Source organism: Tepidiphilus sp. J10 (assembly GCF_006980785.1).
GTDB lineage: Bacteria > Pseudomonadota > Gammaproteobacteria > Burkholderiales > Rhodocyclaceae > Tepidiphilus > Tepidiphilus olei.
On record NZ_SBHP01000007.1, the window covers coordinates 23,570 to 44,300 of the forward strand.

At 65.8% G+C, this 20,731-nt stretch carries 20 protein-coding genes and 1 other RNA gene; 5 read left to right on the plus strand and 16 right to left on the minus strand.

The window, feature by feature from the left end:
* Positions 1 to 25: 25 nt before the first annotated feature.
* Positions 26 to 1,489: a surface-adhesin E family protein gene (locus tag EPD81_RS09160; protein WP_142805145.1), complete on the plus strand. Its 1,464-nt coding sequence runs from the start codon at positions 26 to 28 to the stop codon at positions 1,487 to 1,489.
* A gap of 7 nt (positions 1,490 to 1,496) precedes the next feature.
* Here the strand turns inward: EPD81_RS09160 and EPD81_RS09165 are convergent, their stop codons facing one another.
* The 7 genes from EPD81_RS09165 to rpoH all read right to left on the minus strand — a co-directional run bounded on the left by EPD81_RS09165 (position 1,497) and on the right by rpoH (position 8,645).
* On the minus strand, positions 1,497 to 1,712 hold the full coding sequence (locus EPD81_RS09165; protein WP_142805146.1) for a toxin-antitoxin system HicB family antitoxin: 216 nt from the start codon (positions 1,710 to 1,712) through the stop codon (positions 1,497 to 1,499).
* 44 nt (positions 1,713 to 1,756) lie between these two features.
* On the minus strand, positions 1,757 to 2,338 hold the full coding sequence (locus EPD81_RS09170) for a PIN domain-containing protein (protein ID WP_142805147.1): 582 nt from the start codon (positions 2,336 to 2,338) through the stop codon (positions 1,757 to 1,759).
* Positions 2,338 to 2,811, minus strand: coding sequence for a helix-turn-helix domain-containing protein (locus EPD81_RS09175; protein ID WP_142805148.1), 474 nt, complete (start codon positions 2,809 to 2,811; stop codon positions 2,338 to 2,340). Before EPD81_RS09175 ends, EPD81_RS09170 begins: the two co-directional genes overlap by 1 nt.
* Before the next feature lie 191 nt (positions 2,812 to 3,002).
* Positions 3,003 to 4,928 (minus strand): DNA helicase RecQ, encoded by a 1,926-nt coding sequence (gene recQ, locus EPD81_RS09180; protein ID WP_142805149.1) that lies wholly within the window; start codon positions 4,926 to 4,928, stop codon positions 3,003 to 3,005.
* Between the two features lie 10 nt (positions 4,929 to 4,938).
* Positions 4,939 to 6,855, minus strand: a complete 1,917-nt coding sequence (gene thiC, locus EPD81_RS09185) for a phosphomethylpyrimidine synthase ThiC (protein WP_142805150.1) — start codon at positions 6,853 to 6,855, stop codon at positions 4,939 to 4,941.
* Positions 6,856 to 6,901: 46 nt separating this feature from the next.
* Positions 6,902 to 7,753: a bifunctional hydroxymethylpyrimidine kinase/phosphomethylpyrimidine kinase gene (gene thiD, locus EPD81_RS09190; protein WP_142805151.1), complete on the minus strand. Its 852-nt coding sequence runs from the start codon at positions 7,751 to 7,753 to the stop codon at positions 6,902 to 6,904.
* A complete protein-coding gene (gene rpoH, locus EPD81_RS09195; RefSeq protein WP_142805152.1) occupies positions 7,746 to 8,645 on the minus strand; it encodes an RNA polymerase sigma factor RpoH in 900 nt (299 codons plus the stop codon). Before rpoH ends, thiD begins: the two co-directional genes overlap by 8 nt.
* Positions 8,646 to 8,906: 261 nt before the next feature.
* Here rpoH and EPD81_RS09200 point away from each other — a divergent pair, with 261 nt between their 5' ends.
* From EPD81_RS09200 to icmF, 3 genes are all read left to right on the plus strand, one after another.
* Positions 8,907 to 10,076 (plus strand): porin, encoded by a 1,170-nt coding sequence (locus EPD81_RS09200; protein WP_142805153.1) that lies wholly within the window; start codon positions 8,907 to 8,909, stop codon positions 10,074 to 10,076.
* Between the two features lie 199 nt (positions 10,077 to 10,275).
* A complete protein-coding gene (locus EPD81_RS09205; RefSeq protein WP_185955415.1) occupies positions 10,276 to 10,785 on the plus strand; it encodes a DUF4124 domain-containing protein in 510 nt (169 codons plus the stop codon).
* Positions 10,786 to 10,939: 154 nt separating this feature from the next.
* Positions 10,940 to 14,212: a fused isobutyryl-CoA mutase/GTPase IcmF gene (gene icmF / locus EPD81_RS09210; RefSeq protein WP_142805155.1), complete on the plus strand. Its 3,273-nt coding sequence runs from the start codon at positions 10,940 to 10,942 to the stop codon at positions 14,210 to 14,212.
* A gap of 51 nt (positions 14,213 to 14,263) precedes the next feature.
* Here the strand turns inward: icmF and EPD81_RS09215 are convergent, their stop codons facing one another.
* The 4 genes from EPD81_RS09215 to EPD81_RS09230 form a co-directional block, all read right to left on the minus strand.
* Positions 14,264 to 14,911 carry an alpha/beta hydrolase gene (locus EPD81_RS09215; protein ID WP_142805156.1) on the minus strand — a complete coding sequence of 216 codons (648 nt, stop codon included), beginning with the start codon at positions 14,909 to 14,911 and terminating at the stop codon, positions 14,264 to 14,266.
* Positions 14,908 to 15,228 carry a ferredoxin gene (locus EPD81_RS09220; RefSeq protein ID WP_142805157.1) on the minus strand — a complete coding sequence of 107 codons (321 nt, stop codon included), beginning with the start codon at positions 15,226 to 15,228 and terminating at the stop codon, positions 14,908 to 14,910. The genes EPD81_RS09215 and EPD81_RS09220 overlap by 4 nt, the downstream gene beginning before the upstream one ends.
* Before the next feature lie 2 nt (positions 15,229 to 15,230).
* Complete coding sequence (locus EPD81_RS09225) at positions 15,231 to 15,752, minus strand: acyloxyacyl hydrolase (RefSeq protein ID WP_142805158.1); 522 nt, start codon at positions 15,750 to 15,752, stop codon at positions 15,231 to 15,233.
* A gap of 289 nt (positions 15,753 to 16,041) precedes the next feature.
* A complete protein-coding gene (locus tag EPD81_RS09230) occupies positions 16,042 to 16,797 on the minus strand; it encodes a pteridine reductase (protein WP_142805159.1) in 756 nt (251 codons plus the stop codon).
* On the opposite strand from EPD81_RS09230, the gene EPD81_RS10860 reads away from it, so the two are divergent.
* Positions 16,796 to 16,924 carry a hypothetical protein gene (locus tag EPD81_RS10860; protein ID WP_255446508.1) on the plus strand — a complete coding sequence of 43 codons (129 nt, stop codon included), beginning with the start codon at positions 16,796 to 16,798 and terminating at the stop codon, positions 16,922 to 16,924. The genes EPD81_RS09230 and EPD81_RS10860 overlap by 2 nt on opposite strands.
* A gap of 22 nt (positions 16,925 to 16,946) precedes the next feature.
* Here EPD81_RS10860 and EPD81_RS09235 read toward each other — a convergent pair whose 3' ends face one another.
* The 5 genes from EPD81_RS09235 to ubiG form a co-directional block, all read right to left on the minus strand.
* Complete coding sequence (locus tag EPD81_RS09235; RefSeq protein ID WP_142805160.1) at positions 16,947 to 17,783, minus strand: hypothetical protein; 837 nt, start codon at positions 17,781 to 17,783, stop codon at positions 16,947 to 16,949.
* 18 nt (positions 17,784 to 17,801) lie between these two features.
* The gene (locus tag EPD81_RS09240; protein WP_221929286.1) at positions 17,802 to 18,413 is read right to left on the minus strand and encodes a helix-turn-helix transcriptional regulator; all 612 of its coding nucleotides are present in this window, start codon (positions 18,411 to 18,413) and stop codon (positions 17,802 to 17,804) included.
* A 15-nt stretch (positions 18,414 to 18,428) separates the two neighbouring features.
* Complete coding sequence (locus EPD81_RS09245; RefSeq protein ID WP_221929287.1) at positions 18,429 to 19,229, minus strand: TIGR04255 family protein; 801 nt, start codon at positions 19,227 to 19,229, stop codon at positions 18,429 to 18,431.
* Between the two features lie 358 nt (positions 19,230 to 19,587).
* Positions 19,588 to 19,958: a transfer-messenger RNA gene (gene ssrA / locus EPD81_RS09250) on the minus strand.
* Between the two features lie 63 nt (positions 19,959 to 20,021).
* Positions 20,022 to 20,720 carry a bifunctional 2-polyprenyl-6-hydroxyphenol methylase/3-demethylubiquinol 3-O-methyltransferase UbiG gene (gene ubiG, locus EPD81_RS09255; protein ID WP_142805161.1) on the minus strand — a complete coding sequence of 233 codons (699 nt, stop codon included), beginning with the start codon at positions 20,718 to 20,720 and terminating at the stop codon, positions 20,022 to 20,024.
* Between the last annotated feature and the right edge of the window lie 11 nt (positions 20,721 to 20,731).

Genomic DNA, 20,731 nt, shown 5'->3' on the forward strand with positions numbered 1-20,731 from the left:
GCTGGGCGCGGCGGAGCGGGTCATCATGGGACGCGGAATCATGACGATACGATGGTGGAGACGTCTGCTCGTGCTGCTCGTGCTGGGTGCGCTTGGCACGGTGGCGCGAGCCGAATGGCAGACCGTGGCCCGTGACCGCGACCGCCTGGTGCAGATCGATCCGGATACGCTCATCCCCGCCGAAGGCGGGGTCAAAGTCGTATGGGGGCGGGTGACGTTCAGCCCGGCAGAATCCCGGCGGCGGGGTTATGCCGCGGTGAAGGCGCTCAACCGCTTCGACTGCCAGCGCCGTACCTACACCACGGTGAAGCGGGTGTATCTCGACGCGAACGATCTTCCCGTGACCGAAGAGACGATCGAGAGGCCGCAACCGGCGCCGGTCTTGCCCGGTACGGTCGATGAGCGCCTGTGGATGGTAGTCTGTAGCCCCCCTTCGGCGGAAGCCTTGCAACGCATCGCCCAAGAGGTCCTCGCCTCGGCCGGTAGCGCCATGGAAGGAAACGGGACCAAGCCGTCTGTCGCCGCGCCTCCGGTCTTGCCCCTCGGGGTGGACCTCGTGGATCCGAAGTCTCTCCCGCCCGAAATCGCCGGTTTGCCGCTTCCCTCGCCACCTGGGGGCACTCCGATGCCGCAGCAGCCGCGGCCTACGCCCCCGGCGGCATCCCCACCGGCACCTCCCCCGGCCCCTTCACGCCCGCCGCCGGGGCTGCTTGCTCCGCCGGTGGTCACTCCCGCTCCGGCGCCGAGCCGAGTCGCCACGACGCCGCCTCCGCCGCGCAGGGTCGCGTCGGCCCGCGCCGCGCCGCGTCCCATGCCGGAGGAATGGACGTACGCCGACGGCCCGGCCGGTCCCGCCCGCTGGCACCTCCTCTCGCCCGACTGGCGCCTGTGCCGCGAGGGCAAGCGTCAATCCCCCATCGCGCTCGAAGGCGCCACGCCGGCCGATATTCCGCCCCCTTTCTTCCGCTACCAACCCAGCCGCGTCGTCCTGAAGCAGGACAAAACGGGCTTGCTGCTCGAACCGACGCGGGAACAGCGCCTGGGGTGGCAAGGAACGTGGTATCGGCTGGAGCGGATCGGCTGGCATCACCCCGGAGCGCACCGGCTCGGGATGCGCGTCGCTTTGGGAGAGATGGTTCTGCAGCATCGGGCGGAAGACGGCTCCCGGCTCTTCGTGGCACTGCGCGTGGTCGCCGCCGAGCGCACCCATCCGCTGCTCGCCGCGCTGGCGGACTGGGCGGAGCAGGGAAGCGCCGCGCCGCGCGAATTGCCGCTCGACCTGCGCACGCTCGAGCCGGTCGACGTCTCTTACTTCACCTACGAGGGCTCCGAGCCTTGGCCGCCGTGCCGTGAAGACGTGCGCTGGATCGTCTTTCGCGAACCGCTCGAGGCCATCCCCGCCGAGATCGCCCCGCTCACGCAAGGGCCGCGCACCAGCCGGCCGCTACAGCCGCGCCATGACCGGCCCCTGTTCGGCGTCGTGCGCTGAGTCGGTCTCACAGGTCGGAAGGCAGTGGCGGCTGGTCGGCGGCCTTGTCGAGCACCGCCAGCGCTGCGGATTTGTCGCTGGTTGCGGCAAGCTCGCGCAGCCGCTGGAGGTAGAGGCGCTGCTCGTGCATCAGCAGACCGTCGTGAATCAGCTCGGCGTAGAGCCGGTTTTCCGAAACGCCCAAGGCCTCGGCCACCCGTTTGGCGCGCGCGTTCGTCTTCATCGAGCCGCAGGGGATAGGAAGTCTTTGCCATCGTCGTTTTCTCCCTAGATGAGATCGGCGGCCATTCTTATCTTGTTGGCGGTCATGGGCAAACCGGCTCGTTCCAAAATGTCGGCAAATTCGCTCGGACCCGAACGAGGTTTTTTGCGACGGGCACGCATTTGCTTGAATGCCAAGATCGCCCCGATGGGATCCATATCCCACTGCTCGATGATGAAAGAATCGGGATCCGACAAGATTATCCCGTGTTCATTCAAGATGTCTCGTGGAAAGTCCTTGAAATTGAAAGTAACTATGTAATCTGCATTACAGGCGATGGCTGCGGCCAGGACGTGCGCGTCGTTCGGGTCAGGAAGATGGATACCTGGCACCAAGGGGCCCCAGGCCGATTCCGGGACCTCCCAGTCTTGGATGGCTTCTCGCATGCTGTCACGGCGGACCCCCAGTTTGCCGACGAGGTCTGGTCGCTGCCGCTCGAGCGCGCCCATCCACTCCTCCTCGATGCGTACGGTCCATTTGGCTGTGAATACCCCTTCCGCGGCCATGCTTACGAGGGCATCGGCTATTGCAATGGGGTACAGAACGCACGCATCCAGAATCGCTGTGTGAAGGGGGGAGACGATCATCAGTAGTCCAACCCCAACTCGCGCTCGTTTTCTGCCAGGCGTTCGAGCGCTTGCCGTTGCCTTGCCCGCATCTCCTTGGCGTACGCCAGAAGATCATCGAGGGCAACGCGCCGATGCGAGCCCACCTTGCGATACGGTAGGCGGCCGGCCTCCATCTCTTTGATGAGAAATGGGCGTGAGACATTGAGCAGATGCGCCGCTTGCACCGTCGTCAGCTCTTGAGTGCCCGGCATCAGCACGACGGTATGCCCCTCGCTCAAGGCCCCCAGCAACTGGCCGATCAATCTCAAGGTGGCCGGCGGCAGCTCGACGACGGGGGAAGAACCTCCCTCGTCCGTTCGCAAGGTGATCGTCGCGGCCCGCGCATGGTCCAGCGAGGCCATGATGCAGCGCTGAGCGGCCTTGGCCAGTTCCTTGTCCTCATCGGAAAGCAAAGGAGGGGAAACACGGTGAAGATGATCGAGGGTACGCATGGTTCGCTCCTGAAGCAGTGATCCTTGCCAACCTTAGCACAATAAGTGCAACAAGTGAAACGCCCTGCACCTAAATTGACGCTCGAGGCGTTCCTGGAATGCCGACGATGAGTCGTTTTCCGCGCAGCGCCTCACACGGCAGGCCGTTCCTATCACGACCCCGCGCTCCCACGTCGCAGGCTCGAGGAACGCTATAGATCGGAGGGAAGTGGCGGCTGGTCGGCGGCCTTGTCGAGCACCGCAAGCGCTGCGGATTCGTCGCTGGTTGCGGCCAGCAGCGCGAGCAATTCCTCACCCCAGCGCTCCCGTTTGCGCGCACCGATCCCTTCGATTTGGGCGAGTTCCGCGAGCGTTGCCGGGGCGCGGCGCGCGAGTTCGCGTAGGGTCTTGTCGTGGAAGATCACGTAGGCCGGCACGCCGTCGGCCTGGGCCTGCTGCAGGCGCCAGCGCCGCAGACGCTCGAAGCGCGCCTGCTCGGCCGGCGAGAGGGTGTCGCTTGCCGGCACCGTAGCCGCGGTCGCGTCGCGGGCCGAGCCCTTGGGCGTCGCGCTCGGCAGGACGAGGGTGAGGGATTCCTCGCCGCGCAGCAGGGGCCTCGCGCGGGGCGTGAGCACCAGGGCGCGATGCCGCTCGAAGTCGATCGAGAGCCGGCCGCGCAACAGCAGCTCGTCGAACACCGCCTGCCAGGTCTCTACGGGCAGATCGACCCCCAGGCCGTAGGTACTCAGCCGGTCGTGCCCGCGGCGCACCACCGCCTCGGTGGCGTGACCGCGCAGCACGTCGATGAGGTGCGCCGCGCCGTAGCGCTGGCCGGTGCGATAGACGGTGGAGAGCGCCTTGCGCGCCGCGTCCGTCGCCTCCCACGGCCGCACCGGCGCGAGGCACCGGTCGCAGCGCCCGCAGGGGCCGACGGTCTCGCCGAAATAGGCGAGGATCGCCTGCCGCCGGCAGCCGGTGCCCGCGACCATGTCCACCAGCGTGTCCAGCCGCCGGTGCGCCATCTCCTTTTGCTCCGGCAGCATGTCGGAGGTCTCGATCATGTGCCGATGCCACACCGCGTCCTCGCCGCTCCACAGGAGATGGGCTTGCGCCGGTTCGCCGTCGCGGCCGGCGCGTCCCGTCTCCTGGTAGTAGCCTTCGAGCGAGCGCGGCAGATCCAGGTGGGCGACGAAGCGCACGTCCGGCTTGTCGATGCCCATGCCGAAGGCGATGGTCGCCGTCATCACCAGGCCGTCCTCGGCAAGAAAGCGCCGCTGGTGGCGCTCGCGCACCTCGTGCGTGAGCCCGGCGTGGTAGGGCAACGCCGGGATGCCCCGATCGTTCAGCCAGCGGGCGAGTTTCTCCGTCTTGCCGCGCGACAGGCAATAGACGATGCCGCCGCCCTCCGGCTGCCGCCGCAGGAAGGCAAGGAGCTGCGCCCGTCCGTCGCCGCGCTTGCGCTCGGCGGCGTAGAAGAGGTTGGGGCGATCGAAACTGGTGACGAAGCGGCGCGCCTCGTGCAGCGCCAGACGAGCGGCGATCTCCTCGCGGGCCGCCGCGTCCGCCGTGGCGGTGAGCGCGATGCGCGGCACCCGGGGGTAGCGCGCCGGTAGCATCGCCAGGTGCAGGTAGTCGGGACGGAAATCGTGCCCCCACTGCCACACGCAGTGGGCCTCGTCGATGGCAAAGAGCGCGATCGCCCCCCGCGCGGCGAGCGCATCCAATAGCTCGAGGAAACGGCGCGTCTGCAGACGCTCCGGCGCACAATAGAGGAGTTTCACCCGCCCCGCGCGGGTCGCCTGCTCGATCGACTCGGCCTCTTCCGGGGCGATGCCCGAGTGCAGCGCCGCCGCGGCCACGCCGTTCTCCCGCAGCGCCGCCACTTGATCCTCCATCAGCGCGATGAGGGGCGAAATCACGATCCCCACTCCCTCGCGCAGCAGTGCCGGCAGCTGGTAGCACAGCGACTTCCCGCCGCCCGTGGGCATCAACACCAGCGCGTCGCCGCCGCGCGCCACGTGCGCCACGATCTCGGCCTGCGGTCCGCGAAAACGCGCATGCCCGAAGACACGGGCGAGCAGCGCCTGCATGCGCGCGGCGAGCGCCGCGTCTTCCGATTCCGCTACGGACGCGCTCATCGTCTCGACGCTATTCGGGACGATAGAGCTCGGCCCCACCGCGCACGAATTCGTCCGCCTTTTCCTCCAGGCCCGCGGCGAGCGCCGCTTCTTCGGAGAGCGCTTTCTCCTCGGCGTAGACGCGAACTTCCTGCGTGATCTTCATCGAGCAGAATTTCGGCCCGCACATCGAGCAGAAATGCGCCACCTTGGCCGATTCCTTGGGCAGCGTCTCGTCGTGGAATTCGCGCGCCTTGTCCGGGTCGAGCGAGAGGTTGAACTGGTCCTGCCAGCGGAACTCGAAGCGCGCCTTGGAGAGCGCATTGTCGCGGATCTGCGCCCCCGGATGCCCCTTGGCGAGATCGGCCGCGTGCGCCGCGAGCTTGTAGGTGACGATGCCTTCCTTCACGTCGGTCTTGTTCGGCAGCCCCAGGTGCTCCTTGGGCGTGACGTAGCACAGCATCGCCGTGCCGTACCAGCCGATCTGCGCCGCACCGATGGCGCTGGTGATGTGATCGTACCCCGGAGCGATGTCGGTGGTGAGCGGTCCGAGCGTGTAGAACGGCGCCTCGTCGCACCATTCGAGCTCCTTCTCCATGTTTTCCCGGATGAGCTGCATCGGCACGTGTCCCGGCCCTTCGATCATCACCTGCACGTCGTGTTTCCAGGCGATGCGGGTGAGCTCTCCCAGCGTCTTCAGCTCCGCCAGCTGCGCCTCGTCGTTCGCGTCGTAGATCGAACCGGGGCGCAGCCCGTCGCCCAGCGAGAAGGCCACGTCATAGGCTTTCAGGATCTCGCAGATCTCCTCGAAGTGCGTATAGAGGAAATTCTCCCGGTGGTGTGCCAGGCACCACTTCGCCAGGATCGAACCCCCGCGCGAGACGATCCCCGTGAGGCGCTGGGCGGTGAGCGGGATGTAGGCGAGCCGCACGCCGGCGTGGATGGTGAAGTAATCCACCCCCTGTTCGGCCTGCTCGATGAGCGTGTCGCGGAAGAGCTCCCAGGTGAGCTCCTCGGCCTTGCCGTCGACTTTCTCCAGCGCCTGGTAGATGGGCACCGTGCCGATCGGCACGGGGCTGTTGCGGATGATCCACTCGCGCGTCTCGTGGATGTGGCGGCCGGTGGAGAGATCCATCACCGTGTCGGCCCCCCAGCGGATCGCCCAGGTCATCTTGTCGACTTCCTCCTGGATGTCGGAGGCGAGCGCCGAGTTGCCGATGTTGGCATTCACTTTCACCAGGAAGTTGCGCCCGATGATCATCGGCTCGGATTCGGGGTGATTGATGTTGGCCGGGATGATCGCCCGGCCGGCGGCCACTTCCGCGCGCACGAATTCCGGCGTGATCTCCTCGGGGATGTGCGCCCCGAAACGCTGCCCCGGATGCTGGCGCGCGAGGATCTGCGCAAGGCGCTCGCCGCGCGGCCCGCTTCGCGCCAGCGCCTCGAGATACGCCCGGCGGTTTTGGTTCTCGCGGATGGCGATGAACTCCATCTCGGGCGTGATGAGGCCGCGGCGCGCGTAGTGTAGTTGCGTCACGTTGGCCCCGGGCTTGGCGCGGCGCGGCGTGCGCGCAAGGCCCGGAAAGCGCAGCGCGGCGGTGGCGGGATCCTCCAGGCGCGCCCGCGCGTGCGCACTCGTCGGCCCGGGCAGCACCTCGGTATCCCCGCGCTCCTCGATCCAGGCCCGGCGCAGCGGCGGCAGACCCCGGCGGATGTCGACGTGCGCCTCAGGATCGGTGTAGGGGCCGGAGGTGTCATAGACGTAGATCGGCGGGTTGGGCTCGGCGCCGAAGGAGGCCGGCGTGTCCGCCTGCCGGATCTCGCGCATGGGCACGCGAAGGTCGGGGCGCGAGCCCTGCACGTAGATCTTGCGCGAATTGGGGAAAGGCTGGACCGCGGCGGCATCGACGCGCGCGCTCGCGGCGAAAAAATGGTCTCTGGCGTTCATAGGCGCGCTCTCTGTATGGGGGCCGGGCGACATGCCCGTCGGCTCATTATAGCCAGAGCGCGTGGAAGTGATGCAGCGGCCCGTGCCCGTGGCCGACCGCGAGTGCGCCGCTCGTCGCGATCGCCCCTTGGAGATAGCGATGCGCCTCGGAGACCACTTCGCGCATCGCCGCGTCGGTGCGCGGCGAGCCGGCGCGGGCGGCGAGCGCCGCGATCGCCGCGGCGTAGGTGCAGCCGGTGCCGTGGGTGTTCTTCGTCGCCGCCTTGGGAGCGACGAATTCGTGCAGATGCTCGCCGTCGAAGAGCAGATCCACCAGTTCGCTCCCCGGCAGATGCCCGCCTTTGAGCAGCACCCAGTGGCCGTCGTCGGTGGGCAGGAGCGCGCGCAGCGCCTCGGCCGCGCGGATCATCTCGCGCCGGCTCTCCGGCGCCGTGCGCCCCAGCAGCACCGCCGCCTCCGGCAGGTTGGGCGTGATCACGGTGGCGAGCGGCAGCAGCGCCTCCACGAGCGCGCCCACCGCCTGGCGATCGAGGAGCGTATCCCCGCTCTTCGCCACCATCACCGGATCGACCACCAAAATGGGGCTCTGCCCCTGCGCCCGCCAGTGGGCGAGCCGCTCGGCCGTGGTCTCGATCACCGCGGCGCTGGCGAGCATCCCCGTCTTCGTGGCGGCGATCGCCACGTCGGCGAAGAGCGTGTCGAGCTGCGCACGCAGGAACTCCACCGGCGGCACGTGCACCGCGCGCACGCGCTGGGTGTTCTGCGCCGTGAGCGCCGCCACCACGCCGCAGCCATAGGTGCGCAGCGCCGCGAAGGTCTTGAGATCGGCATAGAGCCCCGCCCCGCCGGAAGGGTCGATGCCGGCAATCGAGAGCACGTTGGGCACGGCCTCAGGCATGGGCGGGCACCTCCGCACTCATGCCCTGCGTCAGCCACGCGCGCAGTTTCTTGATCGCCGCCGCCTCGATCTGGCGGATGCGCTCGGCCGAAACGCCGTATTCCGCCGCCAGCGCCTGCAGCGTCTCCGGCTCCTCGGCCAGCCAGCGCCGGCGCACGATGTCGGCACTGCGCGCATCGAGCTTGGAGAGCGCTGCGCGCAACCCCTCGTCGGCGAGCCAATGCGCCTCGGCTTCCAGCACCGCCTCCTCGGGCGTCGCTCCCGGATCGGGCAGATAGGCGATCGGCGCGGGGAGCGCATCTTCCTCGTTTTCCCCCGTGGGCGCCTCCAGCGGCACCTCTGCTCCGGCAAAGCGCGCCTCCATCTCCAGCACCTCTTCGGGCTTCACCCCCAGCTCGTCGGCGATCGCCCGCGCCTCGGCCGGCTGCAGGGCATTGCTCGAGCCTTTCAGGCGGCGCAGGTTGAAGAAGAGCTTGCGCTGCGCCTTGGTGGTGGCGATTTTCACCAGACGCCAGTTGCGCACGATGAACTCGTGGATCTCCGCCTTGATCCAGTGCACCGCGAAAGTGACGAGCCGCACGCCGCGGGTCTCGTCGAAGCGGCGCACCGCCTTCATCAGCCCCACGTTGCCCTCCTGGATGAGGTCGGCCTCCGGCAGACCGTAGCCGAAATACTGCCGGGCGATTGCCACCACGTAGCGCAGGTGCGCCAACACCAGGCGCCGCGCCGCCTCTAGATCGCGCTCCAGCCGCCAGCGCCGGGCGAGCTCCTTTTCCTCCTCGGCGCAGAGCGGCGGGATGCTGCGCACCGCCCGCACGTACTGCTCCAGGCTGGAGACGGGGCTCGGCAAGCCCGGGGCGTATCCCAGCGGTACGACTGCATTGCTCGTCATGCTGCTCCTTCCTCGATGGTTTGCTGTGGTGAATTTAGCACTCGATACCTGAGAGTGCCAATACGCTCAGGGGTTCCGCGTTGTTGCATCGGTGCAACAAGAATGCGCGTTTCTTCCGGGGATTCGCATTCGGGCTCTTGTCAAGGGCTCGGGGCGTGCGCAACAATGCATCTCAAGCTTCGCCGACGGTGGTGATGCTTTTGGGTGGGCGGAGCGGTTCCGCCCCAAACGGGCTTCCTTCTTGCAAGAGAGGAGAAACACATGCAAAAGAAACTGATCGCACTGGCGGTGGCGGGCCTCGTCTCGGCGCCGGTGTTCGCCCAGTCGAACATCCAGGTCTACGGCGTGGCCGACGCCTACTTCAAGGCTGGCGATTTCATGGGTGACAGCACGATGGGCGTCGACTCCGGCGGTCTGGCAGGCAGCCGCCTCGGCTTCCGCGGCGAGGAAGACCTCGGCAGCGGGCTGAAGGCCGTGTTCGTGCTGGAACAAGGCTTCAACATCGACACGGGTAAGTCGACCGCGATGTCGAGTGGTGATAACAGCGACACTAAGGGCGACCAAACCTTCACCCGCCAGGCCTACGTCGGCCTGAAAGGCAACTTCGGCCAGGTCGCCCTGGGTCGTCAATACGCCCCGGGCTACTTCACCAGCGAGTACGACGCTGTGCGCAATGCCTACATCAGCCCGATGAGCCTGCTGTCCGACTTCACCCGGCTCACCATCACCCCGAACTCGGCTGCGCGCTGGAACAACTCGGTCACCTACAACGGCACGTTCCAGTCGGTGAGCGTGGCCGGTATCTACTCGGCGGGTAACCAGGAGACCGACTCCAAGCTCGGTACGGGTGCGGATTACAGCGACGACGACAAATATGGCATCTCGCTGAAGTACGACAACGGTCCGTTGAAGATCGGCGGCATCTATCAGGCGGTGAAATTCAAGTCTGAGAACGCTGGAGCTCCAGGCGCTTTCAGGCCGCGAACTACCAACAACGAAACCCAGAAAGAATGGCTGATCGGCGCCTCCTACAACTTCGGCATGGCCACGCTCGCCGGTTCCTACCAGCAGGCCCGTGACGTGGCTGGTATCAATAACCTCGACGTCGATCTGTGGCAGCTCGGCGTGATCGTGCCGGTGGGTGCGGGCAACATCCATGTCGCCTACGCCCAGGCGGACGTCGATAAAGTTCCGAGCCAAGGCCTCAATAAAGACGTCAAACCCAAGGCCTTTACCGTCGCCTACACCCATGCACTCTCCAAGCGCACCACCGGCTACCTCGGCTACACCAAGGTCGATTACGACGATCTGACGTGGGGTAATGTTACGGGTCTGAGGTTGGGTGGTATCTCTGACTCCAATGGCCACGCTGGTACTGACAGAGTGGACGACACCGACCTCTTCTACGTCGGTATCAACCACCGCTTCTGATCCAGCCTAGCCGCAAGGCGAGTCTGATCCAGGGAAGGGAAGAGGGTACACCTCTTCCCTTTTTTTCGTGCGCTCGGGCTCCCGGGTGTGCACTCGCCGTGTGGAGACGGCGGAAGTTTCCGCGGCTCGGCGTTCGTTTCCAGGATCCGCTCGTTGCGTCGCGCCGGGGGTCGACACGATGAAATGCTCTCCTTCATGCTTGGCGCGAGTCCTCGCGCCGTGCGCCCTGCTCTTCGCCGCCTTGCCGGGGTGGGCGGAGGAATCCGTGGTCTACCGCTGCACCGCTGCCGACGGTAGCATCCGCTTCGAGGCGAACCCCTGCGGCCCCGATGCCGCGGCGGTCACGCTGAGTCCGTCGCCGGCTGCACCGCCGGCAGCGACCAAAAAAACGCGCGAGGCGGTGGCCGAATCACCGCAGTCCTTCGCCCTGCGCCAGCAGCGGCTCGCGCAGATCGAGGGTGAGCTGCGCGATCTGGCGCGCGAGCGCGAGGCGCTGCGCGCCCGCCACGCCGACGAGCGCATGGCGCTGGCGGTGCGGGAGGCTCCCGCCGACCTGAAACCCGCCCAGCGCGCGGCGTTCGAGAAAGCCCGGGTGCGTGAGCGCGAAGGGGTGGAGCGGCGGCAAGTGAAGGAGATGGAGCTGCTCGAGCGCCGCGCGGCTCGCCTGGAGCGGGAACGCACGCGGCTGCTGCAGCCTGCGGGCCGCTGACATCCATCGTCGGGTAGGGCCGGGTGCATGATGCGCGCGCCGGCCTGCTCCAAGCCATCGGCGAGGCCGTTCTTTTCGGTTGACGTTGACGTCAACGTCATCTTCGCGCTACATTCCCGTTCGAGAAACCGCATCGAACGAGGAGGGACATTTCATGAGCGATCCGCACATCCAGCAGAAAATCGCCCCGTACAAGCCGAAGAACAAGGTGCGCTTCGTCACCGCGGCGGCGCTCTTCGATGGGCACGACGCCTCGATCAACATCATGCGCCGCATCCTGCAGGCGACCGGCTGCGAGGTGATCCACCTGGGGCACAATCGCTCGGCGGGCGAGATCGTGCGCGCGGCGCTGCAGGAGGACGTGCAGGGCATCGCTGTGACGAGTTACCAGGGCGGGCACGTCGAGTTCTTCAAGTACATGGTCGATCTGCTGCGGGCGAACGGCGGGGAGAAGATCAAGGTGTTCGGCGGCGGCGGCGGGGTGATCGTGCCGCCCGAGATCCGCGAGCTCGAGGCCTACGGGGTCGAGCGCATCTATTCGCCCGAAGATGGCGCCCGCCTGGGGCTGCAGGGCATGATCAACGACGTGGTCCGGCGCGCCGACTTCGACCTCAGCCACGAGGCGCCGGCGACGCTCGAGGCGATCCTCGAGCGCTTGGGGCAGGGGGACTGGCGCACGCTCGCGCGCGTGATCACGGCGCTGGAGAACGACGCCTATCCCGATTCCATCCGCCGGGGGCTGCTGGAGGCGGCCGCTTCGCTGCGCGTGCCCACGCTCGGCATCACCGGCACCGGCGGGGCGGGCAAGAGCTCGCTCACCGACGAGCTGGTGCGTCGCTTCCGGCTGGATCAGGGGGATCGGCTGAAGATCGCCGTCATCTCCATCGACCCCTCGCGCAAGCGCACCGGCGGGGCGCTGCTGGGCGATCGCATCCGCATGAATTCGATCGAGCACGAGAACATCTACATGCGCTCGCTCGCCACGCGGGATACCGGCAGCGAGGTGTCGCGTTCGCTCAAGGAGGTGATCGCCGCCTGCAAGCTCACCGGTTACGATCTTGTCATCGTCGAGACTTCCGGCATCGGTCAGGGGGATGCGGCCATCGTGCCGTACGTGGATACCTCGCTCTACGTGATGACGCCGGAGTTCGGCGCCGCGAGCCAGCTCGAGAAGATCGACATGCTCGATTTCGCCGATTTCGTGGCGATCAACAAGTTCGACCGCAAAGGGGCGGAGGATGCGTTGCGCGACGTGCGCAAGCAGTATCAGCGCAACCGCGAGCTCTTCCATCTGGCCCCGGAAGAGATGCCCGTGTTCGGCACCATGGCCTCGCGTTTCAACGACGACGGCGTCACCGCGCTCTACCAGGCCATGCTGCCGCGGCTGGTGGCGCAGGGGTTGAAGGCGGAGATTCCGGGCAAGCTGCCGCTGGTGTCGGTGCGCGCGTCCAGCAAGGGGCGGGCCATCATCCCGGCCGAGCGTGCCCGTTATCTGGCCGAGATCGCGCAGACGGTGCGCGACTACCATCGCCACGTGCAGGCGCAGGCCCGCATCGCGCGCGAGCGTCAGTCCCTGCGCATCGCCAAGGCGCTCTTCGAGCGCTGCGGCAAGCCGGCCGAGCACTTCGACGAGCTCATCGCATGGAAGGACGGGGAACTCACGCCGCACGCCAAGAAACTGCTCGACCAATGGCCGACGCTGCGCGAGCTCTATGCCCAGGACGAGTACGTGGTGAAGATCCGCGACAAGGAGATCCGCACCAAGCTCTATCACGAGTCGCTCTCGGGCAACAAGATCCGCAAGGTGGCGCTGCCCGCCTTCGAAGACGAAGGCGAGGTGCTCAAATTCCTCATGAAGGAGAACGTTCCCGGTTCTTTCCCTTATACCGGCGGAGTGTTCGCCTTCAAGCGCGAGAACGAGGACCCGACGCGCATGTTCGCCGGCGAGGGCGATCCGTTCCGCACCAACCGGCGTTTCCGCAAACTCACCGAGGGGATGCCGGCGGCGCGGCTCTCCACCGCCTTCGATTCGGTCACCCTCTACGGCTGCGATCCGGACGAGCGTCCCGACATCTACGGCAAGATCGGCAACTCGGGCGTGTCGGTGGCCACGCTCGACGACATGAAGGTGCTCTACTCGGGGTTCGATCTGTGCGCGCCCAACACTTCGGTGTCGATGACCATCAACGGGCCCGCGCCGATGATCCTGGCGATGTTCTTCAACACCGCCATCGACCAGCAGCTCGACAAGTTCCGCGAGCAGAACGGGCGCGAACCCACCGAAGAAGAGGCGGAGAAGATCAAGGAGTGGGTGCTCTCCACGGTGCGCGGCACGGTGCAGGCCGACATTCTCAAGGAGGATCAAGGCCAGAACACGTGCATCTTCTCCACGGAGTTCGCCCTGAAGCTGATGGGCGACATCCAGGAGTACTTCGTCCATCACGACGTGCGCAACTTCTATTCGGTGTCGATCTCGGGCTATCACATCGCCGAGGCCGGCGCCAACCCGATCACCCAGCTCGCCTTCACGCTCGCCAACGGGTTTACCTACGTGGAAAGCTATCTGGCGCGCGGCATGCACATCGACGACTTCGCGCCCAACCTTTCCTTCTTCTTCAGCAACGGCATGGATCCGGAGTACGGCGTGATCGGGCGCGTGGCGCGGCGCATTTGGGCGATCGCCATGAAGCATCGCTACGGCGCCAACGAGCGTAGCCAGAAGCTGAAGTACCACATCCAGACTTCGGGGCGCTCGCTGCACGCGCAGGAGATGGATTTCAACGACATCCGCACTACCTTGCAGGCGCTCATCGCCATCTACGACAACTGCAACAGCCTGCACACCAATGCCTACGACGAGGCGATCACCACGCCCACGGAGGAATCGGTGCGCCGGGCGATGGCGATCCAGCTCATCATCAACCGCGAGTGGGGGCTGGCGAAGAACGAGAACCCGAACCAGGGCAGCTTCATCATCGAGGAGCTCACCGACCTCGTGGAAGAGGAGGTGCTGCGGGAATTCGAGCGTCTGGCCGAACGCGGCGGGGTGCTGGGGGCGATGGAGACGGGCTATCAGCGCAGCAAGATCCAGGAGGAATCGCTCTATTACGAGCAGAAGAAGCACGACGGGAGCCTGCCCATCATCGGGGTGAATACCTTCCGCAATCCGAAGGGCGACGTCATCCCCGAGAAGCTCGAGCTCGCGCGCTCGACCGAGGAAGAGAAGCAAAGCCAGCTGCGCCGCCTGCGGGAATTCCACGAGCGCAACCGCGAGGAGGCGCCGAAGTGGCTCGCCAAGGTCAAGGAGACGGCCATGGCCGGCGGCAACGTCTTCGCGGTGCTGATGGATGCGGTGCGCTACTGCTCGCTGGGGCAGCTGTCGCAGGCGCTCTACGAGGTGGGCGGGCAGTACCGGCGCAGCATGTGAGCCGCGAGGGAAGGACGGGGGCGCCAGGGAGGCAGCGCCCGTCCGCGTCGCTCATCGGCCGGCGGCGTGGTCGCGCTGCACCAGCGTCTTGATGAGGGCGAGCTTGCCGTGGAAGAAGTGGTCCGCCCCGGGGATGACGACGACGGGCCGCGTCTGTGGGCGGGCCCAGTCGAAGACGCGCGCGAGCGGGGCGATGTCGTCGTGCTCGCCGTGGATCAGCAGTGCCGGCAGCGTCTCGGGAAGTAGAGGAGTGTCGTATTGCTTGCCGCTGCCGAGCGCGAGGCCATGCGGCAGACCCACGAGGGTGAGGTGGCGCGGCGGGCCGGGGAGCCGGCCGACGACGCGGGTCTGCACGTAGGCGCCGAAAGAAAAGCCCGCGAGCGCAAGTTCGCCCTCGCCCCAACGCCCGCGCGCCCAAGCCAGCAGCGCCAGCATGTCTTCCGTTTCGCCTTCGCCGTGGTCGTGCCGGCCGGCGCTTTGCCCGACGCCGCGAAAGTTGGGCCGCAGTGCGGCGTAGCCGAGTTCGGCGTAGGCGCGCGCGAGGGTGTAGGTGACCTTGTTGGTGTTGGCTCCGCCGAAGAGCGGGTGGGGGTGGCAGACGAGCGCCACGCCGCGTGGCGCGGCGGGCAGGTCGGCGAGGACTTCGATCGTGCCGGCCGGGCCGGGGGCGAGCAGAGTCTCGACGCGAATCCGGGTCATGATCGTTCGGGCAGTCGCAGACGCTCGACGGGGCGGCCACCGACGAGATGCTCGTCGATGATCTCGTCGATGTCGGCCTCGTCGAGGTAGGTGTACCACACGCCTTCGGGGTAGACGACCAGCACCGGCCCTTCGTCGCAGCGCCCGAGGCAGCCGGCCTTGTTGATGCGTATTGCCCCCTTGCCCTTCAAACCCAGCGCCTCGATGCGGGCCTTGGCATGCGCGAGCAGGGCGCTCGCACCGTGATCCTCACAGCAGGCTTCGCCCGCCGGGCGCTGGTTGCAGCAGAAGAAGACGTGGTGGCGAAAGTAAGCCATCGTCAGAATTTCACTTCGAGCACGACGTGATGCAGGCTGAGTCCGTCGTTCTCGCTGGCGATGCCGGCATTGGAGTAGTGGGAGAAGCGATAGCCGATCGACCAGGTCTGGTCGATCGAGACGCCGACGCCGATCTGCTCGGTGAACTGGAAGGCGCTGCCCAGATCCTTGTTGCCAAGGTGGGTATCGGTAAAGCCGGCAGCGCCCAGGCCGAGATCGAGGTAAGGACGAACGGCGCCGACGCCGCGTTCGAGGCGGAAGCGCACGAGGCCGCCAAGCTCGCCCGAGGAGTCGTTGCCCGGGTGTCTGCCGTTATATTCGAGGTAGGAGGCTTCGATTTCGGGCGAGAGCGAGGCGTGCCAGCCGCCCCAGACATCACCCCAGAAGGGTTTGAAGCGCCAGGAGAGGCCATAGCGGTCGATGTCGCTCTCGTGGCCGTAGAAAGCGGTCATCGCATTCTTGTCCTGCGCAAGCACGGGCAGGCTCAGACAGGCGGCGATCAGTGCCGGGACGAGACGTTTCATCGGGTGCTCCCCATGTGGTCGTTATGGTACGAATCATACGCCGAAACGCTCCGGGCCGTATCCACGGGCGAGTTCGCGGGCGTCGGGTTCGGCGAGCAGCAAGGCGACGAAGTCGGAGAGAGTTCAGTATAGTCCGTCCGCGTCAGGGAAACGCTGAATGATTGGCTGCGCGGGCGAATCGCTGCGTTGCGCGGTGCTCGCTCCCTCGCCTATCCACTCGATATGTCTCGGTCGCTGCGCTACCTTCCGCCTTGCGTTTCATCCCGCTCGCTCATTTCTTCAGCGTCCCCTAGAGGGCGAGGCTGCGTCCGCCGTCGACGGCAAGGATCTGGCCGGTGACGTAAGGGGCGTCTTCCAGAAGGAAGCGCACGGCGCGGGCGATGTCGCCGGGTTCTCCCAGGCGCTGCAGCGGGATCTGGGCGAGGATGCGTGCGCGCTCGGCGGGCGGGTATTGATCGTCTTCCGGCCAGAGGATGGCACCGGGCGCGACGCCGTTGACCCGCACCGCTGGGGCGAGCTCGACGGCGAGCGCCCGGGTGAGCCCGGCGAGCGCCGCCTTGGCGGCGGTATAGACGGGATAGCGGGGCAACGGTCGTTCGGCGTGGATGTCGACGACATTGACCACGGCACCGCGCCGGCGCGCGAGTTCGGGCGCGGCCGCCTGGGTGAGGAAGAAGGGGGCGCGGGCGTTGGCGCCGAGCAGGTCTTCCCACTGCTCGGGGGTGACCTCGGGAATCGGGGTGGGATAGAAGGTCGAGGCGTTGTTGACCAAGGCGTCGAGCCGGCCGAAACGATCGAATACGGCGGCGACGAGCGCAGGGGCATTCGCCGGGGCGGCGAGCTCGGCGGCAAAGCAGGCGGCGCTGCCGGGGCGTTGGGCGTCGAACTTCGTGGCGAGCCGCTCGGCGGCCGAGGCCGAGGTGCGATAATGCAGCGCGACGTTCCAGCCGTGCGCGTGCAGATGGCGGGCGATGGCCGCGCCGATGCGCCGGGCGGCGCCGGTGACGAGAACGACGGGGCGGTGCTCGGAGGGCGAGGGGGTCATGGCTTCGTCCGTCGGGCAAGGATCGGATTATGGTAGCGTGAAACGGGGGCGCGACGAGCGGCTGACGGCGAACTTGGCGGGCTTGCGCGCCTGGGCGCGTTCGCGGTTATATTCACTCGTCGTTTGACGGAAAAAAGGGGGGCGGTTCCCTAGACCGGCATTTCCCCTACTGCCAAGAAATCCCCCTGGTCCTCGTCCTGCAAACTGAGAGACTCGAGACGCCACTGATCCACGCGACGCAGATCGGCCAGCGTCATGGAGATATCTGCCACGGCTTCGCAGTGATCGAGCGCAATTTCGCTGGCAACCTCTGCTTTGCCATAGACCTGTTCGAATAGTGTGCGCAGCTTCGTAGCCGCCTGCTCGGCGAGTCGCCTGACATCGACGCCTTTTGCGGTGTCGTATACAACCGATATGGATAGTGCATAGGGCTCACCTTCGGGTGCCTCAATCCCCCGCTGTTGGCCCAGATCGAAGAAGAGTCCGATCAGGTACTGTGCATCCGGTTGCAGGATCTTTGCGATCTTGCGTTCGAGATTGCCCTTGCGCAGACGCCTTTCAAACTCGTTCGGAAATGCAGGACGTCCGTATCGCGCCGCCAGCCATTGCTTCAGAATCCGTTTGGCATCGATGGGCAAAACGATGGATGTATCCTGGCGCGCCCACTGCGAGAAATCCGCCTTTGGTACGCTGCGGCGGTGACTCTGACGCAGTTCGAGAAACAACGGGGAACCTTGTCGTGCGACTTCATACGCAAGATGAAGTCGGCGCGGATTCTTGGCATAGGTGTAGAGAGGGTCGATTCGTTCGACGGCCTTGGCAACGATCAATTCGACTTCAGGTTCGTCCTTGTGGGGCAAGTCGCAGTCATGAGTAATGACGATGACTCTCGCCCCGCCATCGGCCGTGTCGATCAAATTCAAGGCCGCCGCAGACTCGCACGTCAGAACATCGCCTTGCCGCCACTGTGTATCGCGTTCAAGCATGGCACATCCGTCGGCAAATTACTCAATCGTTCCGGGAATGGATATCTCTGAGCGCCAGTCGTCGGTGGGGGTTGCGGTCGAACGTGCCAGAGCGGAGCGCTCGTAGGCGGATTCCATGGCCCGGGCTTCGGCAATGAGCGACTCGACCTGAGTCCGCGTAAGCTGGCCGGCGGCGGCCAGATCCAACAAAGAGCGCCCCTCGAACACGTTCATCTTCACGAGCGCGGGGGCTCGCGTGACGCCGGCCTGGCGCAAGGCGTCGGCCGCTTGGCTCAGGGCGCGAAGGCGCGCGAATTTGTCCGCTTCGGGTGTAGTTTCCGCATTCATCCACTTGTAGATCGCCTGTCGGGAGACGCCAAACACGGCGGCCAGATCCGCGATGGTCGGATGCATCACCTCACGGATGTTGGCGAGGTGTTCCGCGGCGGTGCGCACGTCCAGGCGCGGTTCGTTTTCTGCCCGTTGCACCACGATAGGGAAAGAAATACGCAGCGTGATCATCGGGCGCCAATGAGCCAGCCGGGAAATGTCGAGCATGCTGCCCGTACCGCCGATGCAGAGAAACATGCTTGCCCCGGGTGCAACCTCTTTGACTCGTCCCCTCGTTCCCATGATGGTCGTGGTGTTCATGTTCGCCTCGCCGCATCAGGCCCACACGTTTCGCGCGTGATCCGTGATAATCGCATAAAAAACCGACTTGATGGCCGCGTGCAGCGCGAGCAGTTGCTCGTGGAGCCCGTCGCGGTCGATCGGTAGTCGGCCTTCGGCGAAATGATCCATATCGATGATCGCGTGTGTGCGGTGTTCTTGTAGCCGAAATTTTGGATCGATCACCAATCCTGTCGGTTGAATGTCGGGCGGAAAACCTAGAGGCGCATCCGCGCTGTAGACTCGCGCCACGAGCGTTCCCGTGGGGATCACGGAACCAGGCTCGGTTCTGAAGACCGATTCGGTCAGCCTGTAGAGCGGTTGCGCGGAGAATTCAATCCCGTGCAATCCCCTTGCGAGATACTGCTCGACACGCTCGCCCTGGCGGGGCAGCACGGCATTGAGGTAGCGTAACCCCAAGCGGCTGACGTGATCGAGGGTCACTGCATCGTGCACGGCGACCAAGCCGCGCAGCAGCTCGGCAATAAACCGCTCATGCGTGTCGTAGCGGGTCGTGTGATAAGTGATGGATGAAGGGGTCAAGATGAATCCCGCCATGCGATCGCTGCGGGCGATCACCCAAAAGACCGTATGCACGACCTGAGGTTCGGCGGCGTGCACCTGGGCTGGTTGCGGCACGATCAGTTCCGTAATTTGCTGCGGCTCGTAGAGAGGATAGCCTTCGAGCCGCAGTCGATCCTGAATCTGATCCACGTATTTCGACATTGCGGCGACAGGATTAAAGTGTGCCTGCGCAAGCGCGTAGTACACCGGCGCATGGTGCATCCTTTCGCTCACGAGCATCCCCTTCTTTTATCGTCGTTGACACTTTGGTTGTCATTCTAGAATCGATGGCGTACGAAGTCAAATCGCGGATTTCCCGGCTCGGCGATCCCTTGTAGGAGATGGAATCGGTGATCGATTTTGCGGCGTTGACCGAGGAAGTGGAGAAGATTGCTCCGCTCGAGGATCAACCCAAAGGCGGGCGGCCCCTACATCTGGCCGCAGAGAAAGACCGAGAACAGAGATGCCCCGTCGGGGCGGGAACGGCGCTCGGGTGGCGTGCGCGTCCGCAAGGCGCCGCCCGGAAACCGCGCCAACACTGGCGTTGCGAGCAACAAAAAAGGCCAACCGAGAACGGTTGACCTTTGGGTATTGGTGGAGCCGGGGGGAGTCGAACCCCCGTCCGGAAGCCCTCCACAGCCAGGTCTACATACTTAGCCTACCGTTTGAGTTTAGCGCCGGTATTGGTGGGTAGGCTCACCGCACCGACGCGAGCCGCCTTGGTTTTAGGCCCCGAGCCAAGCGGCCCGACTCGGGGACGAGCCTCTGTGAATGACGCTGCGAGATGGCTTACGCCATCATCCGGCCCAGAGGCCAGCCGGTGCAGCGCTCGCCGCCCTTAGGCGGCGAGAGCGAAACGCTCGTCGTTGGCGTTTGTTTGCTTTCCAGTGGATTTACGAGGGGACTGGTCCTCGGTATGCGCTGTGCTGCTTTGCGACCCCCGTCGAAGCCAGGTACGGCCCCAGTGGGTTTGCATTTTGTTAGTGCCTCGTGCAGCGAAAAAGTTCCGCCGATCGGTGCACTTTTTTACGCCGCCTTGCGGGTAGCGAAAAGGTAGTTTACCGCAGTTTCTTCGATCAGACGATAGGTTTGGGTGAGGGGGTTGTAGCCCAGCCCTTGCAGGGCGACCGGTTCGAGCCCGTTCGCCCGTGCCCAGTGGGCGAGTTCGGAGGGGCGGAGGAATTTGGCGTAGTCGTGCGTGCCGCGCGGCAGTAGCCTCAGCAGGTATTCCGCCCCCAGAATCGCGTGCAGGTAGGCTTTGGGCGTGCGGTTGATGGTGGCGAAAAAGGCCCAGCCGCCGGGGGTGAGCGCCTTGGCGCAGGCGGCGACGATGGATTCGGGCTCGGGGACGTGTTCGAGCAGCTCCATACAGGTGACGATCTCATAGGCGCCGGGATGCGCTTCGGCGTGGGCCTCCGCGCTCTCGAGGCGGTAGTCCACCGATAGGCCGGATTCGAGGAGATGGAGTTTGGCGACTTCGAGAGCGGCAGCGGAGAGGTCGATGCCGGTGACCCGGGCGCCACGCCGCGCCATGCCTTCGGAGAGAATGCCGCCGCCGCAGCCGACGTCGAGCACGCGCTTGCCGGCGAGCGCGACGTGGGACTCGATCCAGGAGAGCCGTAGCGGATTGATTTCGTGCAGTGGCCGGAATTCGCTCGTCGGATCCCACCAGTGGTGGGCGTGCTCCTCGAATTTGGCCAGTTCCAGCGGATCGACGTTCGTCATGGGGAATCCTC

Bases quoted from the DNA above. Each gene is read 5' to 3' on its own strand.
- EPD81_RS09230 (WP_142805159.1), bottom strand. From the start codon at position 16,797: ATGACCCCCTCGCCCTCCGAGCACCGCCCCGTCGTTCTCGTCACCGGC.
- EPD81_RS10860 (WP_255446508.1), top strand. From the start codon at position 16,796: ATGGCTTCGTCCGTCGGGCAAGGATCGGATTATGGTAGCGTGAAACGG.
- EPD81_RS09225 (WP_142805158.1), bottom strand. From the start codon at position 15,752: ATGAAACGTCTCGTCCCGGCACTGATCGCCGCCTGTCTGAGCCTGCCC.
- thiD (WP_142805151.1), bottom strand. From the start codon at position 7,753: ATGCCTGAGGCCGTGCCCAACGTGCTCTCGATTGCCGGCATCGACCCT.
- EPD81_RS09200 (WP_142805153.1), top strand. From the start codon at position 8,907: ATGCAAAAGAAACTGATCGCACTGGCGGTGGCGGGCCTCGTCTCGGCG.
- EPD81_RS09215 (WP_142805156.1), bottom strand. From the start codon at position 14,911: ATGACCCGGATTCGCGTCGAGACTCTGCTCGCCCCCGGCCCGGCCGGC.
- EPD81_RS09160 (WP_142805145.1), top strand. From the start codon at position 26: ATGGGACGCGGAATCATGACGATACGATGGTGGAGACGTCTGCTCGTG.
- EPD81_RS09235 (WP_142805160.1), bottom strand. From the start codon at position 17,783: ATGCTTGAACGCGATACACAGTGGCGGCAAGGCGATGTTCTGACGTGC.
- EPD81_RS09175 (WP_142805148.1), bottom strand. From the start codon at position 2,811: ATGCGTACCCTCGATCATCTTCACCGTGTTTCCCCTCCTTTGCTTTCC.
- recQ (WP_142805149.1), bottom strand. From the start codon at position 4,928: ATGAGCGCGTCCGTAGCGGAATCGGAAGACGCGGCGCTCGCCGCGCGC.
- thiC (WP_142805150.1), bottom strand. From the start codon at position 6,855: ATGAACGCCAGAGACCATTTTTTCGCCGCGAGCGCGCGCGTCGATGCC.
- EPD81_RS09170 (WP_142805147.1), bottom strand. From the start codon at position 2,338: ATGATCGTCTCCCCCCTTCACACAGCGATTCTGGATGCGTGCGTTCTG.
- EPD81_RS09165 (WP_142805146.1), bottom strand. From the start codon at position 1,712: ATGAAGACGAACGCGCGCGCCAAACGGGTGGCCGAGGCCTTGGGCGTT.
- EPD81_RS09220 (WP_142805157.1), bottom strand. From the start codon at position 15,228: ATGGCTTACTTTCGCCACCACGTCTTCTTCTGCTGCAACCAGCGCCCG.
- EPD81_RS09240 (WP_221929286.1), bottom strand. From the start codon at position 18,413: ATGAACACCACGACCATCATGGGAACGAGGGGACGAGTCAAAGAGGTT.
- icmF (WP_142805155.1), top strand. From the start codon at position 10,940: ATGAGCGATCCGCACATCCAGCAGAAAATCGCCCCGTACAAGCCGAAG.
- rpoH (WP_142805152.1), bottom strand. From the start codon at position 8,645: ATGACGAGCAATGCAGTCGTACCGCTGGGATACGCCCCGGGCTTGCCG.
- ubiG (WP_142805161.1), bottom strand. From the start codon at position 20,720: ATGACGAACGTCGATCCGCTGGAACTGGCCAAATTCGAGGAGCACGCC.